Source organism: Sporosarcina aquimarina, assembly GCF_019748715.1.
In the GTDB taxonomy this organism is placed as follows: Bacteria; Bacillota; Bacilli; order Bacillales_A; family Planococcaceae; genus Sporosarcina; species Sporosarcina newyorkensis.
This window is the reverse complement of record NZ_JACLBZ010000021.1, coordinates 68650-81003: the sequence shown is the minus strand read 5'-3', so window position 1 is coordinate 81003 and position 12354 is coordinate 68650. Positions and strand designations below refer to the sequence as shown.

The following is a 12354-nucleotide window of genomic DNA, read 5'->3' as shown; positions in this document are numbered from 1 at the left end:
GGGGGTTGGGTGGATACTCACGTGCTGGAGCGATTGGTCGCCATTACAGGAACCTCGCATGCCAAAACGACGGTTGCGCAGAAGCTTGCTTACTCTTATGATGCGACTGCAAACTTTCAGGCCATGCCGGATATCGTATTGTCGCCTTCTTCAATTGAAGACATAAAAGAGATCGTCAAAGTTTGTGCGAAGCATCAGATACCGATTGTCTCTCGAGGATCCGGAACCAATTTGGCAGCAGGCACGACACCGACATCTGGCGGAGTGGTACTTCTATTTAACCGGATGAACCGAATCTTAGAGTTGGATCAAGAGAATCTTACAATTACAGTGGAGCCCGGTGTCATTACGCAGGCGATCAATGAAAAGGTCGCGTCGAGCGGTCTGTTTTACCCGCCTGATCCGAGTTCGATGAGTATTTCCACGATTGGAGGCAATGTCAGTGAGAACTCAGGGGGGCTGCGAGGGCTAAAGTATGGCGTGACACGAGATTACGTCAAAGCCTTGAAAGTCGTCTTGCCCACTGGTGAAGTGATTACGACGGGCGGTAAGTTAGCGAAGGACGTAGCGGGTTATGATTTGACGAGTTTATTTGTCGGATCGGAAGGAACGCTCGGTGTCATTGCGGAAATTACGCTTGGTTTGATTCCTGAACCTGAAACGAAGAAGACGCTGCTGGCATTTTATAATGAATTGGAACAAGCCGCCGAGACCGTGTCTTCCATTATTGCGGCGAAGATTGTGCCGGCGACTCTTGAATTCATGGATAAAGGGACCATTCAGGCAGTAGAGGATTTCATGCATATCGGCCTACCGGCGGATTGTGAAGCGATGCTGCTCATTGAACAAGATGGTGATCCGGCGGTAGTCGAAAAGGATATGGCGCTTGTCCATCAGCTCTGTTTGGAGCATGGTGCTACGTCCGTGCAAATGGCAAAATCAGCTGAAGAAGCGGCACAACTCAGTATCGCACGTCGGGTTGCATTATCTGCACTTGCTCGATTGCGGCCGACGACGATTTTGGAAGATGCGACGGTACCACGTTCCGAGATTGCCAAGATGGTTAAGACAATTCAACAGGTCGCAGTCAAATACGACTTGCTAATTTGTACGTTCGGACATGCAGGGGATGGCAACTTGCATCCGACCATTTTGACGGATGAACGAGATGAAGAAGAGATGAGCCGAGTAGAAGCCGCGTTTGCTGAAATTTTTGACCGTGCAATTCAGCTGGGCGGCACAATTACGGGTGAACACGGGGTAGGCGAAATGAAATCCCCGTATCTTGAGTGGAAGATTGGTGCTGAAGGTATGGCGGTCATGAAAAGCATTAAACAGGCAATGGATCCTCTTAATATTATGAACCCGGGAAAGATGTTTGCGAAGGATACGAAGAAAAGGATTGTGGTGCATCATGAGTAGCGCACAACCAGAAGCAATCCGCCAAGCATTTGTCACCCACGTGGATGAAAATCGGCTGATGGACTGTATGCGATGTGGGTTTTGTTTGCCAGCCTGTCCTACATATATTCATTCAGGGTATGACGAAACACAATCACCGCGTGGACGTATTGCTTTGATGAAAGCCGTACGAGATGGAGTCATTGCGTGGGACGGTTCAGTTGAGGAGGCATTTGATCTCTGTCTTGGTTGCCGCGCGTGCGAACCAGCTTGCCCGGCGGGTGTCCAGTACGGTACGTTGATTGAAGAGACGCGTGATGCAATCGTCTCAGCTAAGCAGCTTTCTGTGCAGGAGAAAGTCATCCGAAAAGGCGCGTTTGATCATTTATTCGCCGACCAGAAGCGAATGAAGCAGGCAGTGGGGCTTGTAAGGTTTTATCAGAAATCCGGTTTGCAAAGCATTGTCAGAAAAGTCGGTTTTCTGGATCTGTTTCCATCTATGATGCGAGACATGGAAAAGGTCCTGCCTGATCCACCGAAACGGCCGAAAGTGCTCGTTCATTCAGAAGAAAAGAAGACCAAGGTGGCATTTTTTACTGGCTGCTTGATGGATACGATGTTTCAGGAAACGAATCGACATACGATCGATTTGCTGGAGTTTTTAGGCTGCGAGATTGTTATCCCGAAAAACCAGCAATGCTGTGGTGCGTTGCAAGGTCATAGTGGGGAGATGGATCGTGCGAGCCGCAATGCGCGAGTTAATTTAGAAGCATTTGATGCTGACAATGTAGACTACATTGTCAATAATGCAGGCGGCTGCGGGGCATTTTTAGCGGAGTATGATCGTTTATTCGAAAAGGACAAGGTGCTCTTGGAAAAAGCCGAAGTGTTTGTTGCAAAACAAATCGATATTTCCTCCTTGCTCATGCAATTGGGCATTGTTGAGAAACTGGCTGCGCGTCCAGCTTCCGAAATAAAAGAATTGATCACCTATCAAGACTCTTGCCACCTGCGTAACGTCAATGGTGTCATCCATGAACCAAGGCGGATTTTACAAGCAATTAACGATACAATATTCGTGGAATTACCCGGCGCCCGCCTATGTTGTGGCTCCGCCGGTATATATAATTTATTGCAGCCCGAGATGGCGATGACGATCCTGGATGCCAAAATGGAAGAAGTACGAGAAATCGAAGCAACCACCATCGTCACAACCAACCCCGGTTGCTTGCTGCAGATGAAAGTAGGTGTGGAGAGAGAAGGGTTAGCACAAACTTCGAGAGCTGTACATATCGTTGATTTAGTACATGAGAAGCTATTTAAGTAAGTTAAATAGACTAAATTTTTTTGCAAGGACAGATACTAGTTGATTGTAGTGGAAGGCAGCCTAAAATCGCCGCGTCCTGCGGCAACGGCTGCATGACTCACTTCGTGTGAGCCCGCGGCAAAACCGACTCCAGCGGGAATAGCATGAGTCTTGAGACCCCGCAGGTAGCGAAGCGGACGAGGAGGCTCAAGCCATGCCCGCGGAAAGCGTCCGTCTGGAACGGAAATCAACGGTGTTTGGATGACTGTACTTAGATAAAAACTAGGGGGAAATGAAGATGAAAATGAAGAAAAAAAGTGTATTGGGAGCTATCGGCTTATCGGCTATGCTCATGTTGGCGGCTTGTTCGTCGGATAAAGAAGGGTCAACTTCCGCTGACAGCAGCGGTGCAGATTCAGATGGGAAATCCTACAAACTGAAAATGTCTGTAACGGTCAATGACTCATCCACTTGGTATCAAGCGGCAGACAAACTGGCGCAAGATTTAGATGAAGAGACAGATGGCCGAATTAAAATCGAAGTCTTCCCGAACGAACAACTATCAAATGGAGATCAAGGCAAGGGTGTCGAGCTTCTGACAAAAGGGCAGACCGATTTAAGTCTTCACTCCACAATCATTTACTCCATTTTGGATGACCGTTTCGGAGTAGCGAGCGCACCATTCCTATTTAAAGATAAAGACGGCGTTGACAAAGTGTTTAACGGTGCAGGCGGCGAAGCTATTGCAGAAATTCTGAATGAAAAGAACGTAGAGTTACTAGGGTTTGGTGAAAATGGTTTCCGTCAAATTACGAACGGTAAACATGAGATTAAGACACCGGCTGATATGAAGAGTCTGAAGATTCGAATTCCTGGAATTACGATGTATACCGACTTGTACCGTACATTAGGTGCTGACCCGACGACTATGGCATTTTCAGAAGTCTTTACGGCTTTGCAGCAAGGAACAATTGACGGACAGGAAAATCCAATCGACGTTATCCATTCCTCTAAATTGGATGAAGTACAGGATTACTTAACGACTTGGAATTACTCTTACGATCCATTGGTGCTTGGAATTAACAAAAAATTGTTTGATTCCATGAGCAAAGAAGATCAAGAGCTAGTTAAGAAGTTAGGTAAGGAAGCAGCGGAATATCAAGTAGAATTGGCACGTGAAAAAGAAGCGAAGCAAATTGATGAACTGAAGGATGCAGGCATGCAATTTTATGCACCGACCGATGAGGAGTTGGCGCAATTCGCAGAAGCAGTACAGCCTGTTTACGATAAATACGAAGACATTTGGGGCAAGGATCTGTTAGACAAGTTCCGCGACCAATAAAAACTGGAGGGTGGATGTATGGGAAGAATACTCAATAGATTAGAAGAGTGGATTGTTGTCATCGTGTTGTCCATCATGTCCACCATTGCATTCGTAAATGTGCTTTCCAGAGGATTTGCCAATTATTCATTTTCCTTTACAGAGGAAATCACGGTCAATTTGTTTGTCATGTTAACATTCGTCGGAACGGCCATTGGTGTGCGTGAATACGCGCACCTTGGTTTTACCTTACTTTATGATATGGGAAATAGATTGCTGAAGAATATTATTACGATCCTGGTAGGTTTAATGATGGTATTATTGTTTGTTATTCTATTATATTTCGGGATTAAGATGGTGCAGTATCAGGTGGATATGGGTCAGAAGACACCTTCACTTGGATGGCCGCAATGGTGGTTCTCGACATCGATGCCAATTGGGGCACTGTTTTGTTTGATTCGTTCAATCCAAGTAACGATTACTGAATTCCGTGAGCAAAATGGGAAGGGAGAGCAGCCATTATGACAGCTTTAATTTTATTCGGCTTGTTTTTCATTCTCGTCATGCTTCGAATGCCGATTGCTGTAGCCCTTGCCATATCGTCCATTGCGGTACTATTTACGGGAAGCGGCTTGTTTGGCTTGGAATTGGTAGCGGATATTATGTACACGAGTGTAGCAAAGTTCACGTTGCTTGCAATTCCATTTTTTATTTTAGCGGGCGTCATTATGGAATACGCGGGGATTTCCAAACGTTTGATAGATTTTGCTCAAGCGTTGGTCGGTCACCGGAAAAGTGGAATCATCTTTGTGACAGTCATGACCGCAATCTTTTTTGCGGCTATTTCGGGTTCTGGACCTGCAACTGTAGCAGCAATTGGTGGCATTCTCATTCCCGGCATGGTGAAAAATGGATATAAGGTAGAAACAGCTGCTGGCTTAGTTGCAAGTTCGGGAGCCATTGGAATTATTATACCGCCCAGCATTGCATTTATCGTTTTCGCAGTGGTAGCTGGTGATCAGATTCCGGTTTCAATTGGCCGTCTGTTTATGGCGGGTGTGATTCCTGGATTACTTTTAGGTCTCGGTTTCATCCTCGCAGCAATGTTTGTCAGACGTGGTCAGGAAAAACAGGAAGGTCCAGTGGCGGCTCAGCAGAAAACTGAACCAGCGACAGGCAAAGAACGTTTTCAAGCGTTTATAAGTGCGATTTGGGGCTTGTTGATTCCGGTAATTATTTTGGGCGGAATTTACGGCGGATTTTTTACACCGACAGAAGCTGCGGTTGTTGCAGTCTTTTATAGCTTATTCATTGGATTTTTCATCTATCGTGAATTGACGTTGAAGAAACTGTACGATATTTTGGTTGCGGCGGGTGTTCAGACAGCAGTTGTCATGTTCATCGTTAGTGCGGCCAGTGTCTATGCGTATATTATTACGACAGAGCAGATCGCCAGCCAAGTTTCTGACGTAATGTTAAGTTTTTCGGATAATAAAATTATTATTCTACTATTAATTAATATGATTTTATTGATTGCTGGAATGTTTATCGATGCAATCTCTGCGTATTACATTTTCGTTCCAATTTTATTGCCGATTGTGTTGATGTTCGATGTAGACCCAACCGTGTTCGGTGTGTTTATGACCGTCAACTTGGCGATTGGGCTCTTTACACCACCTGTAGGTCTCAATTTATTTGTGGCCGCCGGGATATCGAATACATCGATTGGGCAAATATCGAGAGGGGTCTTTCCTTTCGTTGTCTCTTCCGTAATCATCTTGTTGCTCATTACGTTTATTCCGCAAATATCAACATTTTTACCAGACCTATTAAATATTAAATAGAGTAGTGGAGGGGTGCTTGTGAAACTGAAAGGACAGACGGCAATCATTACAGGGGCGGCTAGTGGAATTGGTGCCCAGACGGCCCTCCTTTTTTCGCAAGAAGGGGCCAATGTTGTTTTGGTGGACTTGAATAGCTGCAGTAAAACGCTTGCAGCTATTCAAGAAACTCGAAAAGATGCAGTCTTTTTGGAGTGCTTAGGAGATATAAGAGATCCGGAGTTTGTCAGCGCGACCATTGCCAGAGCTTCTGATAAGTTTGGAGAATTGCATATTTTAGTGAACAATGCGGGAACTTGCAGTCGGCTAGGATTGGATACGATGACGCTGGATATGTGGGATCGCGATATGGAAACGAATGTAAAGGCTGCGTTTTTATTCATTCAATCGGTTGTCTATCCACATATGATCGAGCAGAAATACGGGCGCATCATTAATATCAGTTCCGTTTCAGGGCTTAACGGAGGCGTGACTTCAGGAGGTAAGAAGGACGGCAGATCTGGACCAGCCTATTCCGCTTCAAAGGGTGCAATCATCGCATTAACTAAATGGGTGGCCAAGGAGCTCGGTGAGCATGGCATCACATGTAATTCTGTAGCACCTGGCGCAACGGAAAGTGCAATTACAGCAGGCGTGGAATACGATGTCGGCGGACAAGCGATTAAACGGATTGGTACACCTTCCGATATTGCTGAGGCTATTTTGTATTTTGCAACATCCGAATCAGGCTATACAACAGGACAAGTTTTGAAAGTAGACGGGGGATACAGTTTTGGATAATCGCATTCAAGCGGTGTATGACAACAAAACTCATCGCATTATTGGCCGTTTGAAGAAAGAAATCGATTTATTTGAAGGCATTATTGAAGTATGTAAGGAATATGGAGTCGAGGCAGCTCAGTTTCAATGTATGGGTTCCCTCGCACATGCGACAATTGTACAACCGCATCAAAATGAGGATAAGAGCTTACAATACTCCGATCAAATCGTGACAGATACACCTGTTGAGTTGCTGTCTGGTACAGGGTTTCTCGGTTATAGTGCGGAAGGGGAGCTAGACATCCATTTCCATGGCATATTCGTTGACTGTGATAAGAAGATTAACGGCGGTCATTTCATCCGAGGCAATAATCCAGTTGCGATTACGGTAGAGTTTATTGTATTTCCAGTATTCGACGTAAATATGCAGCGGAAACCGGATGAGATGTTGGGCATACCACTGTTTCACTTTTTAAAGAAGGAGTGAGAAGATTTGGAAACAATCGGAAAACTGGCAATGAAATCAGCAGCTGCGTATCCGAATAAGATAGCGGTGAAAGATGAGCAACGATCATTTACGTATAAAGAAATGATGGACCGAGCATTTGCGCTTTCTGCGTATTTCGAGAAGATAGGATTAAAAAAAGGAGATCGTTTTGCAATTCTGATGTCGAATCGTCTGGAGCATATTGAGCTAGACGTAGCGGCAGCCATTTCTGGCGTCATCAAAGTCCCGTTAAATTATCGGCTTCACCCGAAAGAACATGAGTATATGCTGGAAGATGCCGATGTGAAATTGATTATCGGAGAAGAGCAATTAATCCGATCAATTGATGTGGTATTGGAAGTGTTGCCAATTGGAGAGGTATACGAAAAAACGATTGAGAGCTGCCAAGGCGCTCATTCAATTGCCGAAGTAGATGAAGATGATACATTTGCCATCATGTATACCTCGGGCACTACAGGAAATCCGAAAGGTGTTATGTTGAGTCATCGTAACGTCATTTCAGGTGCATTGTCGCTCGCGTTGGCATGTGAAACGGATTATGACGATGTCATTGGTCACGTTGCTCCATTGACGCACGGCAGTAATTTCCTTTCGCATGTCGCTTGGCTGTATGGTCTGACGCAAGTGGTATTCAGTAAGTTTGAACCGGAAGAGTTTGTACTGGACCTGAAGAGAGAGAATATCACCGTTATCTTCTTAGTGCCAACGATGGTAAATTTGATGGTCCAACATCCAAAATTTGAACCGAAAAATCTTTCCACGCTGAAATCGATCAATATGGCAGGATCGGCAATAGCCGCGAGTAAACTTGAGCAAGCACTCGCTTTGACGGGACCTATTTTCGCGCAGACATTCGGACAGGTGGAAGCACCGATGTGCATTACGATGATGCCGAAACGGGAACTTGGTGAACATTTGGAATCATGCGGGCGCACAGGACCGTTCGTAGATGTGAAAATCGTCGATGATCAAGGAGCTCAACTGCCGGCGGGAGAGGTCGGAGAAATTGTCTGCAAAGGTTCCCTTGTCATGAAAGGCTATTGGAACAATGAAAAGGCGACGAATGAAACGCTGATTGACGGCTGGCTACAAACAGGGGATCTAGGCTGGCAAAGTGAAGAAGGTTACGTGCATATTGTCGACCGCAAGAAAGATGTCATCATCTCAGGCGGTGTCAATATTTACCCTAGAGAAGTCGAAGAAGTCCTCAACAAGCATGCTGGAGTCAAAGAGACGTGTGTCATCGGTGTGCCGGATGACAAATGGGGTGAGAATGTCATTGCTTATGTAGTCCCGAACGGAACGAAAACTGTTACAACTGAAGAATTGATTCAACTATGTCTAGATCATATGGCAAGTTTCAAAAAGCCGAAGGAAATTCACCTGGTGGAGGAGTTGCCAAAAAGTTCATACGGCAAAATATTGAAGCGTGAGTTGCGCAATCAGCACGAGGGGGTGCAGTCGTGACGAATGTCTATATACAAGGAATCGGGATGACCAAGTTCGGGAAGTTTGTGGATCAATCCATGAAATCGCTGTTACTCGAAGCCTCCATTCAAGCGCTGGAAGACGCAGGGAATCCAAAAGTCGATGCGGTATTTGTCGGAAATTTCATGGGCGGCTCAATATCCAATCAAGAAATCCTTGGTGCAATTGTCGCGAATGAACTCGGACTTGGCTATGTTCCGACAGCCAAAGTGGAAGGTGCATGTGCTTCAGGAGGAATTGCGTTGCGCCAAGGAATTATGGGCATCTTAAGCGGTGAGTATGACACCGTGTTAGTAGCAGGTGTGGAGAAGATGAAACACGCTTCTACCGCAGACGTAACCCAGGCCATTAACGCAGCGATGGATACCGATTCCAATGAAAAACAGGCAGGTCTGACCTTCCCTGGGTTTTTCGGAGTACTGGCGAATCGCTATTTCTATGAGACAGAGGCGACCAAAGAACATTTGGCGATGATTGCAATGAAGAATAGAGAAAATGCTTTAAACAATCCATTGGCCCAGTTCCGGAAGCCGACAACGATGGAAGAGATCATGGAGGCACGAATTATAACGTCGCCACTCGGTTTATTCGATTGTTCACCAACCACTGACGGAGCGGCTGCATTAATTATTTCACGGAAAAAAGGAGGCGTTCATATTCGAGCGTCTGCACAAAGTTCGGGTCCTACGCAAATGCAGGACGCTGCTGATTTGTTGTCGCTTCCAGCAGTTCGGGAATCTGGTCGTTTGGCATATGAAAAGGCGGGAGTTAGCCCGGACGATATCGATGTAGTCGAAATCCATGACTGTTTCTCCATGACGGAGATGTTAGCGATTGAGGAACTAGGTTTCTTTAATAAACGGGAAGGCTGGCTCGCAATAGAACAAGGTCAGACGAAAGTGACGGGCGGCAAACCAGTGAATACAAGTGGTGGATTGCTATCGCGTGGCCATCCTATCGGGGCGACAGGCATTGCCCAGATTTATCATCTCGTCCAGCAGCTGCGCGGTACTGCTCCGAACCAAGTTGAAGGCGCTCGGCTTGCATTGGCGCAAAACTTAGGCGGAACCGGTTCGTATTCTACCGTTCATATACTGGAAAGGTTGTGAAGAGATGAAAGTTTATCAATGCGCTCATTGCGAGTATGCCAGTGTGTCGAGCAAATATCGATGCCCGAGCTGCGGAACCGGCTCGTTGCAGGAACAGGAAGTTTCTTCGAAGGGTAGTGTCTATAGCTATACGGATATCCACATCGCACCGGCTGAATTCGCACATCTTGCCCCTTACACAGTTGTACTCGTTCAGCTCGACGAAGCCAAAGTAAAAGTGACCGTGCGAATGAATTCGGAAGTGTCGATAGGGGATGCAGTTGACTTGGATCATGTGGAGAATGGCGCGTATGTTTATACGAAATAATAGGGGGGGATGGTTGCAAAGTGGGCCGCGCTCATAAATAGCTCGTTTGCGCTCATAAACTCCGGTCAGCCGCTCATACGCATATGTGTTAAGATCCAAGTAAAGTGTCAACGGCTTGTGCTTGGCATGAACTTACTTGTGCCAAGTACAAGTTTTGCTCGTTAGGGAGAGTTGTGTGTGAAAACGATTCAAATCATTTCAAAAATTATTTCGAAATACTTGCCAATCTGGATTGTACTTTTATCCATTATTGCTTACGCTACCCCAGATGCATTTGTTTCTATCCGACAGCTTACGGGATTCGGATTAGGAACAATTTTCTTCCTGATGGGGTTATCCCTATCGTCAGAAAAGTTGCTAGAAGTTATTAAAAACCCAAAATATGCACTGCTTGGCGTCTTCCTGAAATGGACCATTATGGTTGGTGTATCGATTGGTATTGCGTATCTATTCTTTAGCAATCAAGCTGAAATCGCAACAGGCATCATTTTGTCGGGGACCGTACCAAGTGGGACATCTGCGAATATTTATACATTTATCGCAGGCGGAGAAGTCGCCCTAAGCATTACGATGGCGACATTGGATACATTTATCTCGCCTGTGTTGACACCTGTTTTATTGCAAGTTTTTGCAGGACGCTTCATTCCAATTGAATTTTGGCCATTATTCCTTAATATAATTTATATTGTATTTTTGCCCTTGTTGGCAGGATTATTTGTACAGTGGCTGTGGAAACGGCAGGTGGAAACAGTGAAGCCGTATACGCCGGTTTTATCGCAACTCGCTTTATTCATTGTTATCCTGTCCGTTATTTCCAACGCACAGCAGGCACTTTCTGAAAATCTGTCGGTGTTGCCGCTTGTTTTCGTGGCGGTTACTTTGCAAGTCTGTATTCCGATGATGTCGGGATATTTCATTGCCAGATGGATGGGCGTAGCCGAACGCAACGCGCGCGCAATTTTATTCCATACAGGGATCTGTAACTCGGCTTTAGCTGCGACACTCGCAATGGAGCATTTTGGATCGCTTGCTGCAGTTCCTGCAGTCGCTAATATGGTGATGAACTTGACGATCGGTGCGTTGATGGCGAGTTTGTTTGAGAATAAATTTCGGATTGAAGAAGAGGATGTGCAACCATAACGAAAACACTCTCTTCGTCATTGGAAGAGAGTGTTTTTACTTAGATAATGTATGAAAGGCTGGCCTGGTTATCCGGAGAGCAACCTAGAGGATAGTCTCCGAACAGTTATGCTCATTTAAAACACTTTATCCCCATTGAAAATTGAGTTCTTCACAATCACGTAATCCACATTGCGAATGGCCTCAAGCTTTTTGCCGCCTGCGTATGAAATAGAGGACTGCAGATCTTGTTCCATTTCAATCAAAGTGTCTTTCAACTGACCTTTGTATTCCACAAACATCTTTTTACCTTCGACGTTCTTCTTCTCACCTTTTTGGAACTCTGACGCAGAACCGAAGTACTCTTTATACTTCTGTCCATCCTGTTCCACGGTTTGCCCTGGTGACTCTTCATGTCCAGCAAATAACGAGCCAATCATGACCATGCTGGCACCAAAACGAACAGATTTTGCGATGTCCCCATTTGTGCGGATACCGCCGTCTGCAATAATCGGTTTAGACGCCGCTTTTGCACATAAACGAACTGCCGCCAATTGCCAGCCGCCAGTACCGAAGCCAGTTTTAATTTTCGTGATACATACTTTTCCCGGTCCAATTCCCACCTTCGTTGCATCCGCTCCAGCATTTTCAAGCTCGCGAACTGCTTCTGGTGTACCGACATTTCCTGCGATGACGAAGCTCATTGGCAAATGCTTTTTGATATGCTGGATCATTCGGATGACTTGATTGGAATGACCGTGCGCAATATCGATCGTGATGAATTCAGGAACGAGAGCGTCGATAGCGAGCTGTTCAACAAATCCGTATTCCTCTTCTTTGACGCCCACGCTAATAGAAGCAATTAAACCGCGTGCGTGCATATCCTTAATAAAATCTACACGCTTTTCCGGGTTAAAACGATGCATAATATAGAAATAGCCTTCTTCTGCAAGTTGAATCGCAATCTTTTCATCAATGATGGTCTGCATGTTGGCAGGTACGACAGGCAATCTGAAAGTATGTCCGCCTAACGTAACTGAAGTATCGCATTCCGAACGACTCTCAACCACACATTTTGCAGGAACTAGCTGTATATCTTCATAATCAAATACTGTATCCATTACAATCACCTCTATAAACGAATATTTTCATTTAAAATCACTGGATTGTTCGTCCTTTAGTAATTTACCTGAAT

Annotated in this window: 12 protein-coding genes; 11 read left to right on the top strand and 1 reads right to left on the bottom strand. The window is 45.4% G+C overall.

The window, feature by feature from the left end; translation table 11 throughout:
• The first annotated feature begins 9 nt into the window (after positions 1-9).
• The 11 genes from H7J92_RS10935 (at position 10) to H7J92_RS10885 (ending at position 11180) form a co-directional block, all read left to right on the top strand.
• A complete protein-coding gene (locus H7J92_RS10935) occupies positions 10-1422 on the top strand; it encodes an FAD-linked oxidase C-terminal domain-containing protein (protein ID WP_221836972.1) in 1413 nt (470 codons plus the stop codon).
• On the top strand, positions 1415-2728 hold the full coding sequence (locus H7J92_RS10930) for a (Fe-S)-binding protein (RefSeq protein ID WP_221836970.1): 1314 nt from the start codon (positions 1415-1417) through the stop codon (positions 2726-2728). Before H7J92_RS10935 ends, H7J92_RS10930 begins: the two co-directional genes overlap by 8 nt.
• Before the next feature lie 271 nt (positions 2729-2999).
• Positions 3000-4049, top strand: coding sequence for a DctP family TRAP transporter solute-binding subunit (locus tag H7J92_RS10925; RefSeq protein WP_009499188.1), 1050 nt, complete (start codon positions 3000-3002; stop codon positions 4047-4049).
• An 18-nt stretch (positions 4050-4067) separates the two neighbouring features.
• A complete protein-coding gene (locus H7J92_RS10920) occupies positions 4068-4553 on the top strand; it encodes a TRAP transporter small permease (protein ID WP_009499187.1) in 486 nt (161 codons plus the stop codon).
• The gene (locus H7J92_RS10915) at positions 4550-5872 is read left to right on the top strand and encodes a TRAP transporter large permease (protein WP_078818686.1); all 1323 of its coding nucleotides are present in this window, start codon (positions 4550-4552) and stop codon (positions 5870-5872) included. Before H7J92_RS10920 ends, H7J92_RS10915 begins: the two co-directional genes overlap by 4 nt.
• Positions 5873-5890: 18 nt before the next feature.
• Entirely contained in the window at positions 5891-6649 is a 759-nt protein-coding gene (locus tag H7J92_RS10910; RefSeq protein ID WP_040759966.1) for an SDR family NAD(P)-dependent oxidoreductase, read from the top strand.
• Positions 6642-7115 (top strand): PPC domain-containing DNA-binding protein, encoded by a 474-nt coding sequence (locus tag H7J92_RS10905; protein ID WP_009499184.1) that lies wholly within the window; start codon positions 6642-6644, stop codon positions 7113-7115. Before H7J92_RS10910 ends, H7J92_RS10905 begins: the two co-directional genes overlap by 8 nt.
• 6 nt (positions 7116-7121) lie before the next feature.
• Positions 7122-8603, top strand: coding sequence for a class I adenylate-forming enzyme family protein (locus H7J92_RS10900; RefSeq protein WP_221836967.1), 1482 nt, complete (start codon positions 7122-7124; stop codon positions 8601-8603).
• Positions 8600-9733 carry a thiolase C-terminal domain-containing protein gene (locus tag H7J92_RS10895; protein ID WP_078818684.1) on the top strand — a complete coding sequence of 378 codons (1134 nt, stop codon included), beginning with the start codon at positions 8600-8602 and terminating at the stop codon, positions 9731-9733. The genes H7J92_RS10900 and H7J92_RS10895 overlap by 4 nt, the downstream gene beginning before the upstream one ends.
• A gap of 4 nt (positions 9734-9737) precedes the next feature.
• Positions 9738-10040 carry a Zn-ribbon domain-containing OB-fold protein gene (locus H7J92_RS10890; RefSeq protein ID WP_040759965.1) on the top strand — a complete coding sequence of 101 codons (303 nt, stop codon included), beginning with the start codon at positions 9738-9740 and terminating at the stop codon, positions 10038-10040.
• Positions 10041-10217: 177 nt separating this feature from the next.
• Complete coding sequence (locus H7J92_RS10885; RefSeq protein ID WP_221836964.1) at positions 10218-11180, top strand: bile acid:sodium symporter family protein; 963 nt, start codon at positions 10218-10220, stop codon at positions 11178-11180.
• Positions 11181-11296: 116 nt separating this feature from the next.
• Here H7J92_RS10885 and guaC read toward each other — a convergent pair whose 3' ends face one another.
• The gene (gene guaC / locus H7J92_RS10880; RefSeq protein ID WP_221836962.1) at positions 11297-12280 is read right to left on the bottom strand and encodes a GMP reductase; all 984 of its coding nucleotides are present in this window, start codon (positions 12278-12280) and stop codon (positions 11297-11299) included.
• Positions 12281-12354 lie beyond the last annotated feature (74 nt).

Excerpts from the sequence above, each read along its gene's own strand:
- H7J92_RS10930 (WP_221836970.1), top strand. The coding sequence starts at position 1,415 with ATGAGTAGCGCACAACCAGAAGCAATCCGCCAAGCATTTGTCACCCAC.
- H7J92_RS10925 (WP_009499188.1), top strand. The coding sequence starts at position 3,000 with ATGAAGATGAAAATGAAGAAAAAAAGTGTATTGGGAGCTATCGGCTTA.
- H7J92_RS10920 (WP_009499187.1), top strand. The coding sequence starts at position 4,068 with ATGGGAAGAATACTCAATAGATTAGAAGAGTGGATTGTTGTCATCGTG.
- H7J92_RS10915 (WP_078818686.1), top strand. The coding sequence starts at position 4,550 with ATGACAGCTTTAATTTTATTCGGCTTGTTTTTCATTCTCGTCATGCTT.
- H7J92_RS10890 (WP_040759965.1), top strand. The coding sequence starts at position 9,738 with ATGAAAGTTTATCAATGCGCTCATTGCGAGTATGCCAGTGTGTCGAGC.
- guaC (WP_221836962.1), bottom strand. The coding sequence starts at position 12,280 with ATGGATACAGTATTTGATTATGAAGATATACAGCTAGTTCCTGCAAAA.